14 protein-coding genes are annotated in these 19,519 nt (G+C 56.8%); 11 read left to right on the top strand and 3 right to left on the bottom strand.

Features of this window, described 5'->3' with window-relative positions; genetic code table 11:
- Positions 1 to 7: 7 nt before the first annotated feature.
- The 3 genes from PV407_RS26065 (at position 8) to PV407_RS26055 (ending at position 4,251) form a co-directional block, all read left to right on the top strand.
- Positions 8 to 904, top strand: coding sequence for a carbohydrate ABC transporter permease (locus PV407_RS26065; RefSeq protein WP_332092923.1), 897 nt, complete (start codon positions 8 to 10; stop codon positions 902 to 904).
- 28 nt (positions 905 to 932) lie between these two features.
- Positions 933 to 2,609 (top strand): ABC transporter substrate-binding protein, encoded by a 1,677-nt coding sequence (locus PV407_RS26060; protein WP_332092922.1) that lies wholly within the window; start codon positions 933 to 935, stop codon positions 2,607 to 2,609.
- A gap of 331 nt (positions 2,610 to 2,940) precedes the next feature.
- Positions 2,941 to 4,251, top strand: coding sequence for an ABC transporter substrate-binding protein (locus tag PV407_RS26055; RefSeq protein ID WP_332092921.1), 1,311 nt, complete (start codon positions 2,941 to 2,943; stop codon positions 4,249 to 4,251).
- Positions 4,252 to 4,341: 90 nt separating this feature from the next.
- Here the strand turns inward: PV407_RS26055 and PV407_RS26050 are convergent, their stop codons facing one another.
- A complete protein-coding gene (locus PV407_RS26050; protein WP_442951709.1) occupies positions 4,342 to 4,758 on the bottom strand; it encodes a CAP domain-containing protein in 417 nt (138 codons plus the stop codon).
- A 43-nt stretch (positions 4,759 to 4,801) separates the two neighbouring features.
- On the opposite strand from PV407_RS26050, the gene PV407_RS29660 reads away from it, so the two are divergent.
- The 3 genes from PV407_RS29660 to mnmH all read left to right on the top strand — a co-directional run bounded on the left by PV407_RS29660 (position 4,802) and on the right by mnmH (position 7,312).
- Positions 4,802 to 5,035 carry a hypothetical protein gene (locus tag PV407_RS29660; protein ID WP_442951708.1) on the top strand — a complete coding sequence of 78 codons (234 nt, stop codon included), beginning with the start codon at positions 4,802 to 4,804 and terminating at the stop codon, positions 5,033 to 5,035.
- 151 nt (positions 5,036 to 5,186) lie between these two features.
- Positions 5,187 to 6,227: a selenide, water dikinase SelD gene (gene selD, locus PV407_RS26045; protein ID WP_442951711.1), complete on the top strand. Its 1,041-nt coding sequence runs from the start codon at positions 5,187 to 5,189 to the stop codon at positions 6,225 to 6,227.
- 32 nt (positions 6,228 to 6,259) lie between these two features.
- A complete protein-coding gene (gene mnmH / locus PV407_RS26040) occupies positions 6,260 to 7,312 on the top strand; it encodes a tRNA 2-selenouridine(34) synthase MnmH (protein WP_332092919.1) in 1,053 nt (350 codons plus the stop codon).
- 64 nt (positions 7,313 to 7,376) lie between these two features.
- Here the strand turns inward: mnmH and PV407_RS26035 are convergent, their stop codons facing one another.
- Positions 7,377 to 8,264, bottom strand: coding sequence for a LysR family transcriptional regulator (locus tag PV407_RS26035; protein ID WP_332092918.1), 888 nt, complete (start codon positions 8,262 to 8,264; stop codon positions 7,377 to 7,379).
- A 123-nt stretch (positions 8,265 to 8,387) separates the two neighbouring features.
- Between PV407_RS26035 and zwf the strand changes: the two genes are divergently transcribed.
- From zwf to fsa, 3 genes are read left to right on the top strand one after another with little or no spacing between them, the layout of a single operon-like run.
- Positions 8,388 to 9,911, top strand: a complete 1,524-nt coding sequence (gene zwf / locus PV407_RS26030; protein ID WP_332092917.1) for a glucose-6-phosphate dehydrogenase — start codon at positions 8,388 to 8,390, stop codon at positions 9,909 to 9,911.
- Entirely contained in the window at positions 9,889 to 11,898 is a 2,010-nt protein-coding gene (gene tkt / locus PV407_RS26025) for a transketolase (RefSeq protein ID WP_332092916.1), read from the top strand. Before zwf ends, tkt begins: the two co-directional genes overlap by 23 nt.
- Positions 11,899 to 11,917: 19 nt before the next feature.
- Positions 11,918 to 12,586 carry a fructose-6-phosphate aldolase gene (gene fsa, locus PV407_RS26020; RefSeq protein ID WP_332092915.1) on the top strand — a complete coding sequence of 223 codons (669 nt, stop codon included), beginning with the start codon at positions 11,918 to 11,920 and terminating at the stop codon, positions 12,584 to 12,586.
- Between the two features lie 118 nt (positions 12,587 to 12,704).
- On the opposite strand, the gene PV407_RS26015 is transcribed toward fsa, so the two are convergent.
- The gene (locus tag PV407_RS26015; RefSeq protein WP_332092914.1) at positions 12,705 to 13,592 is read right to left on the bottom strand and encodes a LysR family transcriptional regulator; all 888 of its coding nucleotides are present in this window, start codon (positions 13,590 to 13,592) and stop codon (positions 12,705 to 12,707) included.
- Positions 13,593 to 13,776: 184 nt separating this feature from the next.
- Here PV407_RS26015 and PV407_RS26010 point away from each other — a divergent pair, with 184 nt between their 5' ends.
- A complete protein-coding gene (locus PV407_RS26010) occupies positions 13,777 to 14,256 on the top strand; it encodes a DinB family protein (RefSeq protein ID WP_332092913.1) in 480 nt (159 codons plus the stop codon).
- A gap of 507 nt (positions 14,257 to 14,763) precedes the next feature.
- Positions 14,764 to 19,224: a copper amine oxidase N-terminal domain-containing protein gene (locus PV407_RS26005; protein ID WP_332092912.1), complete on the top strand. Its 4,461-nt coding sequence runs from the start codon at positions 14,764 to 14,766 to the stop codon at positions 19,222 to 19,224.
- Positions 19,225 to 19,519: the final 295 nt, after the last annotated feature.

The raw sequence follows: 19,519 nt of genomic DNA, 5'->3' as shown, positions 1-19,519 counted from the left end.
GAAGCCGGTGGAACGTTCGACGATACGGGAAACCCGCGGCGACAAGCTGTTTACGGTCGCGAACTACATCGTCCTGTCGCTGTTTCTGGTCACCGTCCTCTATCCGCTCATCTATGTGGCAAGCGCTTCCGTGAGCAGCTCGGATGCCGTTATCGCGGGAGAAGTGTGGCTGTGGCCCGTCAGACCGACGCTCGAAGGGTACGCCGCCGTTTTCAGGCATAAGCTCATTTGGAGCGGCTTCATGAACTCCGTGTTTTACACGGCCGCCGGAACGGCGATCAATGTCGCGATGACGATCCTGGCGGCGTATCCGTTATCGCGCAAAGACTTTTACGGGAAAAACGTGTTCATGTTTTTGTTCGTCTTCACGATGATGTTTTCCGGCGGTCTCATTCCGACATACCTGGTCGTCAAAGATTTGGGGCTGCTCAATACGGTCTGGTCGATGCTGCTGCCGGGCGCGCTAGGCGTATGGAACATGATCATTACGCGCACGTATTTCCAGACGACGATTCCGGACGAATTGCTGGAGGCGTCGCAGCTGGACGGCTGTACCGATTTTCAGTTCGTGCGGAAAATCGTGCTGCCGCTGTCCGGTCCGATCATCGCCGTCATTACGCTGTTTTATGCGGTCGGCCACTGGAATTCGTATTTCAATGCGCTCATTTATTTGAAAAGTCAACATTTGTTCCCGCTCCAGCTCGTGCTGAGAGACATCCTGGTGCAAAACGACGTCGATCTGAACATGCTCATGGACGTCCAGGAACAGGCGAAGCGGGAAGGGCTCCGCGAGCTGCTGAAATATTCGCTCATCGTGGTCGCTTCCGTCCCGCTGCTGGTCGTCTACCCGTTCGTGCAAAAATATTTCGTCAAAGGCATTATGATCGGTTCGCTGAAAGGGTAAACGCTTTTCCTGTGAAGGAGGGTTTTATTTGAACAAAACGATCGCTATCGCGCTTTCCGTCCTGCTCTGCATCGGCATGGCCTTAAGCGGCTGTTCCGGCAAAGACGAGCCGGACGGGAACGATTCCGGAAATACGCCGAAAGCGTCGGTCACCCCGGCGGGGCAGCTCCCGATCACAAACGAGAAAACGACGCTCAGCGTGCTTGTCAGAGGCAACGCGTCGGTCGAAGATTTTGCGACGAACGAGTTTACCAAATGGCTGGAGCAAAAGACGAACGTGCATATCGAATGGGAGGTCGCGCCGGAAAAATCCGCGACGGAGAAGCTGAATCTCGTCTTGTCGAGCGGGGATTACCCCGACGTCATTATGGGTTTCGGCGTATCGCCGACACAGATGATGATCTACGGCAGCCAGGGCGTATTCCTTCCTTTGAACGAGCTGATCGACAAATACGGCGTCGAGATGAAAAAAATGTTCGACGTCAATCCGTTCTACAAAGATTTGATAACGGCTCCGGACGGGAACATTTACGCGCTGCCGCAAGTGAACGAATGCTATCATTGCATGTATCATCAGCGGATGTGGATATACAAGCCGTGGCTCGAAAAGCTGGGGCTGAACATGCCGACGACGACCGACGAGTTTTACGAGGTGCTGAAGGCGTTTAAAACGAGAGACCCTAACGGCAACAACAAGGCGGACGAAATTCCGCTCTCGGGATCGATTCAGGCGGGCAGCAGCCACCTGTTCTCGCCGCAGATGCTCGATTCGTTTCTGATGAACGCCTTCATATACGACCATGGGGAAAAGAAGCTGTATTTGGATAACGGCAAAGTGACCGTACCGTACAATAAGCCGGAATGGAAGGAAGGCTTGAAATATTTGCGCAGGCTGTATGCCGAAGGGTTGATCGATCCGCAATCGCTTACGCAGGACAACAATCAGCTGAAGAAGCTGGGCGAGAACCCCGACACGGTCATTCTCGGAGCCTCGAGCGGACACAATATGGGATCGCTGACGACGCTCGGAGGGAGCAGCGGCCGGTGGCTCGATTACGTCGCCGTGCCTCCGCTGAAAGGGCCGAACGGCTTTCAGAACGCCGCCTATCATCCTTACGTCGTCGGCAACGGGCAATACATTATTACGAAACATGCGAAAAATCCCGAGGCGGCGTTCCGTCTGGCGGACTTTCTGTTCAACTCGCCGGATACGACGCTGCGATGGTACGCGGGGCGCGAGGGGGTCGAATGGCGTTACGCGGAGAAGGGCGAAATCGGCATTAACGGCAAGCCGGCCATCTGGAAGCAGCTGACGCCGTGGGGCGGCGTGCAAAACGTCAACTGGAGCCAGACCGGGCCGAACTACCGTTCGAACGATTTCCGGCTCGGCGAAGCGGCGAATCCGGATCAGCCGCTTGAAGTGATTTTGTACAACGAGACGAAGACGAAGATGGAGCCGTACCAGATGAAAATCGAAAAGGTGATGCCTCCGGTATTTTTCACCGCCGACCAAGCGTCGGAAATCGCCGATCTGGAGAAAACGATTCTCGATCATGTGAAAGAGATGATGGCCCGATTCATTACAGGCGATTCGGATATCGATAAAAACTGGGACGCTTACGTGAAAAACCTCGACAATATGAATTTGAAGCGCTATTTGGCCATTTACCAGACGGCGTACGACGCCAAATCGAAAAAGAAATGACGCCCCGCCGACATCCGGGGTCTGGCCGTCGGATGCCGAACGGCATAAATGCCCCTTTTCACGCGGCCCTTCGCAGGGCCGCGTTCAGCTTATCCGCTTCTATGTAAGCGTTTAAAAAAGTGCAAAATATAGGACCGAAAAGGCAAAGCTTACGGCATCGAGTTTGGATATGATGAACTTAGAATTCGATTACTAAGAATGAACAAAGGGGGCCGGAAACGGTGCGTCGGAAACGTTGCGTTAATCGCGCATATAGCCTGCAGCCTTGCATTCGAACGGAAACATCGCCGTCGATCGGTTTGTCGAATTTGTTTAAGAAGGAGTGGCTTATGTGAACGGGAGACGAACGTTTGCATGTGCGGCATTGGCGGCGCTGACGGCATTCGCGTCCGGCTGCCCCGGGGGACAATCGGCCGGGACGGGGGAAAGTCCGGACAACAAGTCCGATCCCGCGTCCAAGGCGAGTGCTCCGGAACCGGTCAAGCTGAAGCTGCAGCCGGTCGGGGCCGGTTATTTGTACGAGGACGATTTCCAACTGCTGGTCGCCGAGCCGCTCAAGAAAAAATATCCGCACATTACGGTCGAGTACGTCGTTCCCGGCAAAGGAACGATGATCGACGATTTGGTCGCCGCGAAGACGGTGCCGGACTTGCTTCTGTACGGAATCGGCAACTATACGCAATATCGCGATCTCGGCATTTTGACCGACATTACGCCGCTGCTCGGCAAGCTGAAAATCGACTTGAGCCGGTTCAAGCCGTGGGTGCTCGACAACATCAAAGCGGACGGCAAGCTGTACAGTTTGCCGTACGCGATGAACACGAACGCGATCTATTACAATCTCGACCTGTTCGACAAGTTCGGCGTTCCGTATCCGAAGAGCGGAATGACGTGGGACGACATAATCGAGACGACAAAGCGGCTTAGCCGATCCGACAACGGCGTTCCGTACAAAGGGTTCATGTATTTGAACACGTACTGGCTCGGCTACCAGTTGTCGCTGCCGTTTACGGACCCGGCGAAAAAGAAATCGGCGATCAATACGGACGGCTGGAGCCGCGTTTTCCAATTGATGAAAACGATCGATACGATTCCCGGGAACGAGCGCGGCAGCCCGGTCGCCGACTTTTACGACAAACGCACTCTGGCGATGGTCGGCGCCTACAATCTCGTGCCGACGCTGAAGCAGGAAAAGTACCAGACGCTGCGCTGGGACGTCGCGGGCTACCCGAGCTTCAAAGAAAAGCCGAACATCGCTCCGCCGGTCGATCTGCACCAGATCACGATTTCGAACAGCACGAAGCATCCGGAGGAAGCGATGCTCGTCATCGACATGCTGACGTCCGAAGAAGTGCAGCTGATCAGCGCCCGCCGGACCGGCCGCGCCTCGCCGCTCGCGAACAAGCGGGTCGAGCAGGAGCTCGGCGCCGAAATGGAGCTCATTAAAGGAAAAAACGTCACCGCCTTTTTCGATACGCAGCCGGCGCCGAACGTCGTATTCGCGAATGAGGACATCGCGGTGCAAAGAAGCATCGACAAATTTTACAAAGATTTCAGCAGCGGCTCGATCGACGTGAACGAATTGATGCAAAAAATCGGGGAGGACGCGAACCAGGCGATTTCCGTTTTGCAAAATAAATAAGCGCGAGCGAACCGAATACGATGATGCAAAAACGCAGCCCGGGAAGGCTGCGTTTTGCATTTGTTCGATGTTCAAGAGACAGGGCGGATGCTAACCGATAAACTCTTGAACCCACTCGCCGTTATAGTAAGCGATGCCGATTTGGGTGAAGCTCGCGTTCAGGATGTTGGCGCGGTGTCCGGGACTGTTCATCCATTGGTTCATGACTTCCGTCGGGCTCGTCTGGCCTTTGGCGATGTTTTCTCCGGCCGTGTTATACGTGATTCCGAACGTCCGCATCATATCGAACGGAGATCCGTAAGTCGGCGACTGATGGTCGAAATAGTGATTGTCGTACATATCTTTCGCCTTGGCCATCGCCATGTTGGACAGACCGGTATGCAGGTTCAGGGACTGCAGGCCCACTTTCGTTCTTTCTTGATTCACGAGAGCGAGCACCTGCTGCGCGAATTGGGAGCCGTCGGCGGGAACTTGCGGATTCGCGGGCATGCCGTAATTGCCGCTCATCCCGTCCGTCCAATTCGGAGCCCCGCCCGGGAGCTGGTTGGCCGTGATCGAAGATTTGCGCGCATCCGGCGTCGAAATGGATGACGCCTGCGTCAGGTTTGGCGTCGAAGCGGGATTTCGGGCATGCGTTTCGACTTTCGACGGTTCGGCGGATTGCTGCTTGTTCGCCGAAGGATTGCCCGAACAGCTGGCAAGGAGCAGCAGCGCTGCGACAAACAGTATCGGTTTGATACGAATAACCTCCTTGAACGGTCAAAGTGGAGAAGACTCGATTTAAGCTTTTGTATCGGGTCTTCCATTTATTCAAATATTTCCTGCGCCGAGCTTATAAACGGTTCCCAAGCGGTTTCGTCCGATTTCAGTTATAATGGATAGGAAAAGGCCGTATCCACTCTTGGAAGCAGAAAGGGGCTTGCTTCATGTCGCAAATGGAAAAAATCAAGCTGACCGCATTATCGAGCAAAGGAGGGTGCGGCTGTAAAATCGGCCCCGCCGATTTGCTGCAGGTTATCCGCAGTCTTCCTCCATCCGTCCCCAACCCGGATTTGCTCGTCGGCTTGGAGACGAGCGACGATGCGGGCGTCTATCGGTTAAACGACGAGCTCGCGATCGTTCAAACCGTCGACTTTTTTACTCCGATCGTAGACGATCCGTATTCGTTCGGGCAGATCGCCGCGGCGAATGCAATCAGCGATATTTACGCGATGGGGGGCACCCCTCTGACCGTTTTAAATATCGTGGCGTTCCCGATCTCTGCGTTGGACAAGCAAATATTGGCGGATATATTGCGCGGGGCTGCGGATAAAGTGAAGGAAGCGGGGGCCACCCTTGTCGGAGGGCACTCCATCGACGATAAGGAACCGAAATTCGGTCTTGCCGTTACCGGAATCATTCATCCGAGCAAAATTCGGACCAATGCGGGCGCCAAACCGGGCGACGCGCTCCTATTGACGAAGCCGATCGGAGTCGGCATCTTAACGACCTCGATCAAGAAAGATCAATTAACGGAAGACGAAATCGCCAAAGTAACCTCGGTTATGGCTGCGTTGAATAAAACCGCCGCGGAAACGATGAGCGGCTACGAGGTGCATGCTTGTACGGACGTGACCGGATTCGGCTTGCTCGGTCATGCGATGGAGATGGCGAAGGGAAGCGGAGTGGGGCTGCGAATCGTCAAAGAAAACGTGCCTCTGCTTCCGCGAGTGAGGGAATTGGCGGAACAAGGATTCGTACCCGGCGGAACGAAAAACAACTTTGCTCATGTGCAAGGCTCGGTGACGTTCCCCGACACGATGGACCAGGTGGACCGATGGATTTTGTGCGATGCCGTCACTTCCGGCGGACTGCTCATTTCCGTTTCGGCCGAGCAATCGGAAGCGCTGCTCCAATCGTTGAGGAGCGCAGGCGTCGAGGCAAGCAAAATCGGCGAAGCGGTTCGGGAGCATCCGGGCCGTATCGAAGTTTTGTAAGGTTAAGGCAGCGGAAAGAAGGAGCGAAGCAGTTGGTTCAAGATCTTTCGTTAGAAGAGCTGAGAGCTCTTCAGCTTCAGCAAGAGCTTGTTTGGATCGATGTACGATCGCCTTCCGAATATCGCGATTCCACCATTCCGGGCAGCTTGAATATCCCGATATTCAATGACGCGGAGAGAGCCGAGATCGGAACCTTGTACAAGCAAGTCGGCATTCAAGCCGCCAAGGAACGGGGACTGGAAATCGTCTCGGCCAAGCTTCCGTCATTTATTAAGCAAATCGCGGAAATCGGCCCCAAAAAGGCGGTGTTCTGCTGGCGCGGCGGCATGCGAAGCAAGACGACGGCCACCCTGTTATCGTTGATGGGGATCCATGTATACCGGCTCATCGGAGGCTATCGCGAATATCGGAGATGGGTTGTCGATACGCTGCAATCCATCGACGTCGCTCCAAAAGCGTTCGTCATTCATGGCAATACGGGAGTTGGAAAGACGGCTGTCCTGAGACGATTAAAGGAAGACGGCTACCCGGTATTGGATTTGGAAGCGATGGCGGGACACCGGGGATCGATTTTCGGTCAAGTCGGCCAGGCGGGAAACAATCAGAAGACATTCGATGCTCTGCTGCTCGAGGAAATTTTATCCTTGCAGCAATCGGCGTACGTGTTGTTCGAAGCGGAAAGCAGACGGATCGGGAAAGTGATTCTGCCCGATGCGATCACCAACAAGAAAGAGAGCGCCGTGCCGATTTGGATCGACATGCCGATGCATGCGAGGGTCGAACAAATTTTGCACGATTATCGCCCGTGGGCGTATAAGGAGCCCTATCTACAAGCCTTCAAACAAATCAAGCCGCGCATTCATACTCCGATAGCCGCTGAAATCGAAGCGTGCATGCGCTCCGACCGTTTTGCGGCCGCCGTACAATTGCTGCTGGAGCATTACTATGATCCGCGGTACGCCTACACGGCAGAGCAGCGCGGGAACCGCGAAGGAATCAGGATCGTCGCCGACAATGTCGAGGATGCGGTTCAGGAGATTCAAGCCTACCTTCGTCAACAAACCGGCGGCTCCGTCAAAACGTAAATTCGAAAGAGGCATTTCCGCGAAATGCCTCTTTTGTTTTTGGCCGTAGTGGCGGCGGACTTCGTTATTTGACCATCCAGATGAGTTCGATGAACTGCTTCGCCGCGTTCGAAAGCGGCATGTTTTCCATCGTCATAATGCCCACGCGCGACGGCGGAAGCGTGACGTCGAGCTTTATTTCGAACAGAGCGCCCGATTCGAGCTCGCTTGACACGAACTCCCGGGTTACGTATGAAATGCCGAGCCCGCGGCGCGCAAATTCGATCAGCAGATCGACGCTCCCGACCTCGATGTTCGGCTTGAGCGTGAGCCCGTAGCTTTGAAACGTTTCCGTGATCGCCATTCGGGCCCGGCTATTCCGCGAAAACAAAATGATCGGATAACGGAGCAGCATGTCCAGCGACAACGTTTTATCCTTCAATTCGGCATAATGTCCCCCGGCGACGAAGCAATCGTGCAGTTGGAAGCTTTCGCGGACCTTCAGCTGAGGGTCTACGATCGGCATGCGCACGACGCCGAGATCGATCCGGCCTTCTTTCAGAAACGCGATCACTTCCGGCGTCGTGCCGTGGTTCAGATGAAGCTTGACGTCGGGATACCGGGAATTGAACGCTTCCAAAATCGGCAGCAAGTAGTGCTTGAACAGCGAGTCGCTCCCGCCGACCCGCAGCTCGCCGCTTTCCAAATTTTTGAGCGCGATCATTTTCTCTTCGGCGATCGAAATTAAAATCATCGATTGTTCGATGTAGGAATACAGAACGGCGCCCTCCTGCGTCAGCGTAACCCCCTTGGCGTTCCGGTAAAACAGCGTCATCCCGAAGCTTTCCTCGAGCTGCTTGATCGCGTGGCTGACGCTCGGCTGCGTCAAGTAAAGCGCCTTGGCGGCCTTCGTCAAGCTCCCCGTTTTCACCGCCCAATAAAACACTTTGTACAGTTCGTAGTTATTGATCATAGACGCGGTCTATATCTCCTCCAAAATATTCGAATTACTTGTATGGCTCCTACTCGTATTATAGTGAAGCTATGAAAAAGAAGCCATAGCCGCATATGCGCTTGTCCGAAAGGAGCAATCGAGGTGGAGCCTGTTACGATCGTATTGTTCGGGGCGACGGGAGATTTGGCCAAACGAAAAATTTACCCCGCCCTCTATCATTTGTTCCTCGACGGGAAGCTGCCGCAGCCGTTCTCCTTGATCGGGCTGGGCCGAAGGGAATGGACCGACGAATCGTTCCGGACGAACGTCGAAACTTCCTTGCGTCCGTTTTTACGGCAAGCACCGGGCGAGACCGAGGCGCTGCGCGGCTTTTTGGGCGCATTCCGGTACTGCGTGCTGGATATCGGCCGCGAGGAGCATTACCGGAACTTGTCGGATTTGATCGAACGGCGCGAAGCCGAGCTTCGCATGCCGCCGAACCGGCTGTTTTACTTGTCCGTAGGGCCCGAATATTTCGAGCCGATCGCTTTGAACATTCGGGAAAGCGGACTCGGCTCGGCGAATGGCTGGAAGCGTCTCGTCGTCGAGAAGCCGTTCGGCAAAGATTTGAATTCCGCCCGGGAATTGAACCGCACGTTAAGCCAAGTCTTCACGGAGAACGAAATTTTCCGGATCGATCATTACTTGGGCAAGCCGGTCGTGCAGCGTCTCGGGTCCGTGATGCAGGGCAATCCGGCCATTCGCGAATTATGGGCGAACCGCGGAATCGCGAACGTGCAAATTACGGCGAACGAATCGATCGGCTTGGAAGGAAGGGCGGGCTACTACGATCAGGCCGGGGCCGTCCGGGACATGTTCCAAAACCATATGCTGCAGCTGCTAATGATGGCGGCGATTCACATTCCGGATCACGGTGCGCCGGATTCGATACGCCTTCGCAAAATCGCCGTTGCCGAAGCGCTTGAGCCGGTGCGAAAAGAGAACGCCGGCGCCCACGTGATCCGGGCGCAGTACGCGGAAGGAACGATCGGAGGGGAGCCGGTGCCGGGTTACCGGAACGAACCGGGCATTTCGCCCGATTCGATGACGGATACGTTTATCGCCGCCAGGGTGCGAATCGATAACGACGATTGGCGGGGCGTCCCTTTCTACATCCGTACGGGCAAACGAACGAGAGAGAAATCGACGAGAATCGTCGTCGAGTTCAAGGACGCGGGACCCCGTTCCTTGACGGGCGACGAGCGCCTCGCGCCGAACCTGCTCGTGATCGAAATCGGTCCGAAGGAAAGCGTTTCGCTGCGGCGCGTCGCGAAAGGGACGGAGTCGTTCGGCGCATTCGAGCCGATCCCGATCGATCCGCAGCCGGATTCGCCGCGGGCGCCCGAAGCTTATGAAACCTTGATGTACGACGCCTTGCGCGGAGACGCGACGTACTTCGCGCATTGGGAAGAGGTCGAACGATCGTGGCAGTGGGTGCAGCCGATATTGGACGCCTTCGCGGAACGCACGGTACCGCTGCTTACCTACCCGGCGGGATCGTACGGCCCGTCCGAATCCGACGGGTTGCTCGCGGAGGACGGCTTCCACTGGTGGCTCGACGACCATCACGAACGAAATAACGACAACAGCGAAGGAGAACGATATGCCTACCATGCAAACGATTGAGCAATTGGCGATCGATACGATCCGCACTTTGTCCATCGATGCTGTAAACGCGGCCAATTCCGGCCACCCGGGCCTTCCGATGGGCGCCGCTCCGATGGCTTACGCGCTTTGGTCCGCGCATTTGAATCATAATCCCGGCAACGCCAAATGGTTTAACCGCGACCGTTTCGTGTTGTCGGCCGGTCACGGCTCGATGCTGCTGTACAGCTTGCTGCATCTGTCCGGTTACCGGGTGACGCTCGACGATTTGAAGCAGTTCCGCAAGCTGAACAGCCGTACGCCGGGCCATCCCGAATACGGGCACACGGACGGCGTGGACGCGACGACCGGACCGCTCGGACAAGGCATCGCAATGGCGGTCGGGATGGCGATGGCGGAAGCGCATCTCGCGGCGAAATACAATCAGGCCGATCATCCGGTCGTCGATCATTTCACGTATGCGCTCGTCGGAGACGGCTGCCTGATGGAGGGCGTCTCGTACGAGGCGATGTCCATGGCGGGGCATATGAAGCTGGGCAAGTTGATCGTGCTGTACGATTCCAACGACATTTCGCTGGACGGGGAGCTGCGTCTCTCCTTCGGGGAAGACGTGCAAAAGCGGGCGGAGTCGATGAACTGGCATTATTTGCGCGTCGAAGACGGAAACGATATCGCGAGCATTTCCGAGGCGATCGCCGAGGCGAAGCGGAATACGGAGCAGCCGACGCTCATCGAAGTTCGTACCGTTATCGGCTACGGCAGCAAGGCGGCGGGGACGAACAAAGTGCACGGCAATCCGCTCGGCAAGGAGGAAGCCGCGGCGACCAAAGCCCGGTACGGCTGGCCTTACGAGGAGGAGTTCACCGTCCCGGACGCCGTGAGAGCGCATTTCGAGCAGCTGAAGCAAAACGGCGCCGCGAAAGAAGAAGCGTGGAACCGGCTGTTCGCTTCCTATAAAGCGCGCTATCCGTCGCAAGGCGAGGAGCTTGCCGGGGTCATCGACGGTTCGGTGACGATCGATGCGGCCGACATCCTGACGTTCGATACCGCCAAAGCCGTATCGACCCGCGTCGCCAGCGGAGAAGCGATCAATCATTTCGTCAAGCGCGTTCCTTCGATTTTCGGCGGCAGCGCGGACTTGTCGCATTCCACGATGACGGATATCCGGGGCGAGCGGGTGTTCGCCGTCGAATCGTATGCGGGCCGCAACGTCTACTTCGGCGTCCGCGAGCATGCGATGGGCGCGGCCGGCAACGGCATGGCGCTCCACGGAGGGGTCAAGCCTTTCGTCGGCACCTTCTTCGTGTTCTGCGATTATTTGCGCCCGTCGATTCGTTTGGCCGCTCTGCAAAAGCTGCCCGTCATTTACGTATTTACCCATGATTCGATCGCCGTCGGCGAAGACGGTCCCACGCACGAGCCCGTGGAGCATTTGGCGGCGCTGCGCGCCATCCCGGGCCTTACCGTCATCCGGCCTTCGGATGCGAACGAGACGGCGAGCGCATGGGCGTACGCGCTGGAGCGGAAAGAAGGTCCCGTCGCGCTCGTGCTGAGCCGTCAAAATTTGCCGGTATTCGAACAAACCAAGGCGAGCAAAGATCACGTCGCCAAAGGCGGCTACGTACTGGCGGAAACGAACGATCGGCCGGACGTGCTGCTCATCGCGACCGGATCGGAAGTATCGCTCGCCATGGGCGCCAAGACGGAGCTCGAGCGGGAGAACGTCTCCGTACGCGTCGTGGCGATGCCCTGCCGGGAGCTGTTCGACCGCCAGTCCGACGCATACAAGAAGAGCGTCCTGCCCGATTCGGCGCCGAAGCGGATCGCGATCGAGGCGGGCGTCTCGCTGGGCTGGGATCGATATGCGGGTCCCGAAGGCGCGATCTTGTCCATCGATACGTTCGGCGCCTCCGGGCCCGGCGGCGAAGTTCAGGCTTACTTCGGCTTTACCGTCCGACATGTCGTCGACATGGCGAAACGATTGCTGAACCAGGCGATCGGCAAATGAAAATACGGAGGGACATCCAATGAAATTTTTTATCGACACGGCGAACGTGGAACAAATCAAAAGAGCGTACAAGATCGGGATTTTATCCGGGGTGACGACGAACCCTTCGCTCGTCGCCAAGGAAGGCGTCAAATTCGAGGACCGTATCGCGGAAATATTGCGCGCAGTGCCGGGGGTCGAATCCGTCTCGGCCGAAGTGACGCCGGATGCGGTGACGGCCGACGACATGATCCGGCAGGCGAACGAGCTGATCAAGATCAACGATAACGACAAAAACATCACGATCAAGCTGCCGATGACGCTGGACGGATTGGAAGCGTGCCGGTACTTGTCCGACAAAGGCGTGAAAACGAACGTGACGCTCGTGTTTACGGTCAATCAGGCGCTTTTGGCCGCCCGCGCCGGCGCGACCTACGTGTCCCCGTTCCTCGGGCGGTTGGACGACATTTCCGAAGACGGCGTTCAGCTGGTCTCCAAAGTCGCCGAGCTGTTCCGGACGCATAACCTGGAGGCGCAAATCATCGCCGCTTCGGTCCGCCATCCGGATCACGTAACGCGCGTCGCAATGGCGGGAGCGCATATCGCCACGGTTCCGTTCTCGGTCATCGAGCAAATCGCCAAGCATCCGCTTACGGATCAAGGGCTGGAGAAATTCGCCGCCGACTGGAGAAAGACGTTGAACGTGTAATTGGTCGCAAATGGGGACGTTTTCGCTCCCCGATTTGCCGAAAAAAAGAAGCAAACCTCCGGCACGCCACTGCGGCGATGTCGGAGGTTTGCTTTTTTTCGGATGGCCGCTTTCGATGTCAAGAGGAACTCGCCTGACGGACAGCGGTCTCGATATGCGCACGCAGCGTTTTGATGAACGTGCGTATCGCATAGCCGACGTATCTGTCGCTGCGGTAGATCAGGCAAATATGTTGACTGGGCACGGGATTGGCCAGTCGTACGATTTTGATGTCCTTGCTGCCCAGATTGTCCAGCAGAAGTCGCGGAAGCACGCAAACGCCGACCCCGTTTTGCACCATGTGCAGCAGGGAGGAGAGCGTCGTCGTTTCCATATGGGGCCGCAGACGGAATCCCTTTTCCATGCAAAATCGATCGATTAATTGGCGGCATTGATGGTCGGGCGGGAACAGGACGGTTTTCAGGCTTTGCAGCTTTTTGAGCGGAACGGACGTCTCTTTCGCCAGAGGGTCGAGCACGCTGACCGCCAGCGAAAATTCTTCGAGAAACAGGGGGATTTTCGTAAGTCGTTCGTCGGAAACCGGCTCGATCGTCACGCCGACATCGATGCTGCGATCCAAAACTTGTTCCGTCACTTGGGTCGTCTCCAGCAGGGAGATGGAAATGTTCGGGTAAGTCTGGTGAAAGTTGAACATCAAGTCGGCGTCTCCCGGCAAGACGCCGATGGATAGGGAGCCGCCCCGCGTTTGCTTCAGATCGGAGATGGCGTCGGTCGCCTGCCGCAGATGGCCGAATACCGCCGCGCCGTGCTCGCGCAGGATCGAGCCGGCCTCGGTGATCGTTATTTTTTTTCCGATCCGGTCGAACAGAACGACACCCAGCTCGTTCTCCAATGCGCGGATCTGCTGACTGATGTTGGGCGCGCTGACCCCCATTTTCTCGGCGGCCTTGGAGAAGTGAAGCTCCTCGCATACAGTCATAAAATATTGCAGCTGTTTTAGTTCCATTCCGCGCCCCCCTATCCGGACCCTTATTTACTCCTCATTATACCGGTATCGCTCCGTCGAAACCAAGCGTTATCGTTAAGTCGCACTTCACGTAACGATAACGGGCGCTGCATTGATGGCAAGCCGCGGAGAACTTATACTGGGCACGTAACAAACGGTTTCCCATTCAAAGGAGGAGTTCGACATGTCCGAAATAATTATCCGCACAGCGCAATCGTTACGTCAATTGGTAGTGCGGCAAGTGCAAGCAATTCCCGAGGAGATGTTCGACATCAAGCCGGATGTGTTCAACAACAACATTCGTTGGAACGTCGGCCACATCGTTTTCTGGATGGATTCCTATCTATCGCTTTGCTTCCGGACCGGTTCCGCCATCCCGGCATCGTATGCCGAATTGTTCAACTCGGGAACGAAGCCGGCGGACTGGACGAAGGCGCCTCCATCCAAGGAAGAAATGATCCGGGAGCTGTCCCTGCAGTTGGAGCAAATATCCGAGATTTCGCCCGACAGTCTGAACAAACCGCTGGAATCCCCGCTGCAAATGGGGCCGCTCGCCTTCCATCTTGCAGGCGAACTGTTCAACTTCGCCCTGATCCATGAAGGGCTGCATCTTTCGGCTTGCGGCAGCTTGCTCAAGGTCATTCAGGCGGGACATCGGAATTGATATTCGCATGGCCTATGTGGCGCGATTCGTATCGTGGCGCGCTGTTCAACTACGAGAGCCGTTCTTTTCCGAAAAAGAGCGGCTTTTTTGTTTTACCCGGACTTCCGAGTTTGCGTCACTTCGTTTTAAATTCTCAACAAAAGGCCGGCTCGACTTGCGCCGCAGGTCGGAAGCGTTAGAAGAGAAATATTGGATATACTTTGTCCCAAAAATGTGAATGTCCAGTCCAACCAATATTTAATACAATATGGGCGTGACCGTTCCCCGCACGATGGAACGACCTTGCGGTTACTTTCGACATTGGAGCATAAGGAAGGGGGGAGGCCGAAAGACAAGAAGCCGCCGCTTGCGGCGATGAAGGCATCCGAGACGAGAGGGGCGGGCGGCTTCGCGGGCTGGAGTTGTGAAAGCGTTTAACCACCGCGCGAGGATCCGAACGAAACAGCTGCTTCAAACTCGACCGGACTTGCTTGATCCGGCGGGCCAAGTCAAGGAGGGAACGTATTGATGAAGAGAGTGACGGTGTTGCTGCTCGCGCTGTGCATGCTGCTGGCCGGCCCCGGCTTCGGGGCGATTGCGGCCCAGGCGCAGTCAGGCGATCCGAACGCGGCGAATGTCGCCGGCTCGCTGCCCGGAACGCAGCCGGACAAGCACTATATCGTGCTGACGGCGGCCAATTTCGCTTCGAATATGGGTAACTGGACGAATCCGGCCGACAAGAGAGGAAGTCCGCTGCCGGATATTATGATGGGAGCGACCGACGGAAGAGACCACAGCGCAACGCCCGCCATAGCGAAATACGGGATTCCGAAGGACGGCATCTACAAAATGATGGTGCATTCCCGCGATTTCGCGACCAACCCCGGTACCCGCCCGTTCAAGCTGAAGCCGGGCCCGGGCGCTCCCGCGACCTTCGGCGCCCACGGCTCGGACGGATGGCGATGGGAAACGAGCGGTCCGCTTCCGATGATCCGGGGAGAGTTCGATCTCCAGGCGATCGATTTCCGCGGAAATTTTGCCCGCTTCGATATGATCGTCATCACGGACGATTTGAATTTCACGATTCAAGACGGTCCGGGAACGCTGGAATGGCTCGCCTCGCAGTACAGCTACATACCCGGCACCATCGTGAACGATCAGCCCGACCCGAACCGTCCTCCCGTCGATATCGCGGTGAGGCTGAACGGCGATTACGTGAACTTGAACGTACAGCCCGTTCTGGAACAATCCACGGTCATGGTGCCGTTCGGCGAAATATTCGCCGCTTTGGGCGCAACGGTCACTGTCGACGCGGCGACGTATCAGGAGACGGCGAGCAAGAACGGGAAGCGGTTTCAAATTGTCGCAGGCCAAGACACCGCTTTGGTGAACGGCAGAAGCGTCGTGCTGGAGAAGCCGGCGACCTGGCGCGAAGGCGCTGTGCTCGTACCGCTCGGCTTCGTGCAGCATTATTTCGGCGCGATCACTTATTGGGACGGAGGAGGTCGGACGGCCGTGATCGTCGCGATGATTCCGCATGACGCGTTTTTGTTCAGACCGGAAAGCTTCGACGACTTCGGGACGTGGACGATGGAGGCGAACGTCGAAGGCGCTTTCGAGAAATCGGTCCTGCGCGGCCTTATTCCCAGCACGCCGGGCGCTACGCCGGACATGGCCGATCCGTCGTCCGCGCAGCCGGCCGTCGCCACGTTCCAAACGGGGCAAGCCGGGACGTACAAAGTGTGGGTTCGCTCCCGCGATTTCGCGACGAACCAGCAGGGAACGCGGTTTTTCAACGTCGGATTGAACGGCCAGATGCTTCCGCAGCGATTCGGCACGCACGGACAGGACGGATTCAAATGGGCGGAGGCCGGCGTCGTCCAGCTTCAGCCGGGCGCCCAAACGCTCGAGCTCTACGATACGTCGGGCTTTTACGCGCGGTGCGATGCGGTGCTGCTCACGTCGGATTTGCAGGCGGTTCCGCCCGACGATTACACGCAGCTGCTGCGGATGGCTTCGCCGCTCGGAGAGGAGACGGAAAGCTTCCCGGCATGGGCGGTGTCCGCAAACGAGCCGGTGCACAGCATCGCGCTGGAAAACGACTCCACCCGGGTCGTCTTCTACAAAGTACCGACCGCAAACGGACAAGTCGTCCAAAACGAAGTGTACGCCCGATACGAGAACAGCTGGGTCAAAACGAAAAACCGCTCGGAGGAGCTGGGTTATCTGGTGTTGTCCGCCGATTCGAGCTCGACGGTTTCGACGTCGCAGGACTTTTATTCGTACAAAAGCAAATATACGACGGCAAACGGCAACGAAAGAAGCTATTCGGGCACCGATCTGTACAAGGCGGGACGGCTCCATTGGTTTATTCCGACCGATTACGAAACGACGCCCGAAGGCGGGGTGAAGCTGCTGTTCGACGAGCAACTCGCCGACTTTGAAGCCGTATGGGAAATGGACGGCGATAACCCGGCGCCGAAAGTGACCGTGGACGCGACCTTCCGCCAGGCCGGCACCTACTCGATCGGGGCATGGGAAGGACGCGCGTTCGGCGACGAGCAATACGAGTTCGCACTGGCTCCGTACCGGGTGCTGGGCAAACGGATCGCTCCCGAAAGAGGGCTGATGACCGAGCAATATTTGTTTACGCCGATGGGGACGATCACGCTTGGCGAAACGAACGCCTATTTCCCCGGTCACGCGATAACGAAAGGGGTCGTGGCGGAGCCGTCCTGGATCCCGCTTCGCTGGGTTTACGGCAATAACGGCAAATTCGGCATTTCGATGCGGGGGACGGGCTACAACCCGAAGGGCTCCATGTTCGCTCCCGTGCTCGGCTCCGCCGATGCGAAATTCGCCGCAGGCCAGAGCTATACGATGCAGTACCGAGTGATAAGCCGGGTATCGGACTGGTACGACACTTACAAGTTCGCGGCGCAGGACTTGTTCGGCGTTCACGATTACCGCAAAAACGTGTACGGCACTTTGAACGATGCGATTTTCAACGCCCGCAAGCTGATGATGAACGACGATCTCGGCGGATGGGACGTGTACGATAAAGCCCATTACAATATGGAAGGGAAAAATGCGACGTCCTCCGCCAATCCGATGCAGGCGCTGCAGGAATATTTGCTCACCGAAGACAAAGACATTTTGACCCGCAGGGCGATCCCGACTCTGGCCAATTTACTGACGCGCCGGGAGCTGCACTTCAACCGGACGCCGGAAGCGGGCGGAGTCATCACCGGGACCGACTTGCCGAAGCCGATCGGCTCCCCGATCAGCGGCTACAACCTCAATGTTATCGGCGGACTTTACGAAATGACGCGCGGGGCCGTCCCCTATTTGTACGAATACGGTCTGGAAAAAGGCAAATCGACGGTAACCAATTCGTACGGCTCGATCCCGACGTTCTCGAACAACTTGTATTTGTATAAATATACGGGCGATACGCAATATTTGGACAAAGCCCGGCAGCAGGCCCGGCAATACGTGACGGATACGGTCTATCGACCGCAGACGGAGCCGGTCAACTGGTCGAGCTTCATCTATATTTCGTATTATCCGAATATTTCGTCGCTGATCGATTTGTACGAAGTGACGCATGATCCGGCCGATCTGGCCGCGGCCGAGGAAGCGGCCCGCTGGCTGGCCACAACGCTGTGGGTGCCGGGAATCGACGGCGGCAAACGCAAGAAGCCCGTGACGGTGAACGACATCGCGCAAATCCGCGCCAATTTCCACTACGGCAACGAAGCAAGCGACAAGTTCTGGTGGCACGGCGACGACCAACGGCGTATCGGCCGTCCGCCCGGCGACCCGGGGAACCTTTCCAGCAACTACTTGATCGAACAGCAGCAGGAGCAGCTGCCGAGCTGGATACCGTCCCGCGTCGGTCTCGGGCTCGAACAATCCTCGACGTTCGCCCGCAGCTCGAACATCATTATGTCGAGCTGGGCCGGCGACTTGCTGAGGCTGGCCGATTATACCGGAGATACGTATTTCGCGGACATCGCGCGCAATGCGATCGTCGGGCGGTTTACCAATTATCCGGGGTATTACCAGAACACGTTTTCGACGTTCCAGCAAAAGCCGGAGTACCCGCTGCAAGGACCCGACTATACGGGCATTTATTGGCATCATTTGCCGCCGTTCCTGTCGATGCTGGAAGACTTCCTGATCAACCTGACGCAGCTTTGGTCGGAAAATCGCATCCAGTTTCCTTCGCTGCGGCAGCAGGGGTACGCTTACTTTAATTCGAATCAATACGGGCACGCGCCGGGCAGCTTCTTCGACGAACAAGGGATGTGGCTGTGGCTGGACGAAGGTATCGTTCAGACGGACAACGTGCAGATCGACTGGCTGGCCGCGCGCAAAGACGGAGTGCTCGGCATCGCCCTGATCAATGAAAGCAATGTGCCGGAGAAGGTCGACGTTCAGCTCGGAAGCAAGGTGCCCGGCGGAAGCGGCTTCAACGGCACGGCCGAGCTGTATGCTCCCGACGGCAGCAAGGTGCAGGTAAATGTTGTAAACGGCAGCTTCACCGCCATGATTCCGGCCAAAAGCTTGAAAGCCGCCGTGCTCCGCATCCCCGGAGTAAAGGCGCCGGCGTTCTCGCAGCTGTCGTACGAGCTGAACGGCCAACCGCAGCTCGGCCAAACCGTTTCCGAGCATGCGTACGGCAAGGCGATGGTGCTGCAAATGAGCCCCGAGTCGTATTACGCTTATGTCTACATGACGGATAAGCCGAATCAGACGCAAAGCGTGTCGCTCCTTTACCGGATCGGGGACGGACCGGAGCAGACGGAAACGACGAATGTATATCCGTACGAATTTATTATCGAAGTGCCAGACGCCTCGAAAAGCTTTACGTACCGGCTGGAGGCGACGACGGTTTCGGGCGTCGTTAAAAGCATCGCCGGAGGGACGATCGCACCGCTGCAAGCTTCCGGCTCCGGCTCGGGGGGCGGAGGAGCGAGTCCGTAATCGGCCGTTCGCCTGACGCATAAAGCAAAAAGAACCGCTGGAGAAACGCTCCGGCGGTTCTTTTTGCTGCAAGCCGAACCGGACGAATCCGGGTCCCGATTCCTCCAACTTACGAAAAACGGCGATGGAATAGGGCTATAGGATTATAGGATAGTCCAAAAGTATCTAAATGTTTAGAATTTGTTTAGAGCCGATCCGTTATAATGAAGGGCACGGCGACCGCGCGGCGCTCAGTTCGGCCGGAAACGATTATCGCAAAAAATGGCGAAAACTCGACGACGCGCGAGTCGACTAC

It is taken from the genome of Paenibacillus sp. GYB003 (genome assembly GCF_036577625.1).
In the GTDB taxonomy this organism is placed as follows: domain Bacteria; phylum Bacillota; class Bacilli; order Paenibacillales; family NBRC-103111; genus Paenibacillus_AB.
This window is presented reverse-complemented; position numbering and strand designations above follow the sequence as displayed.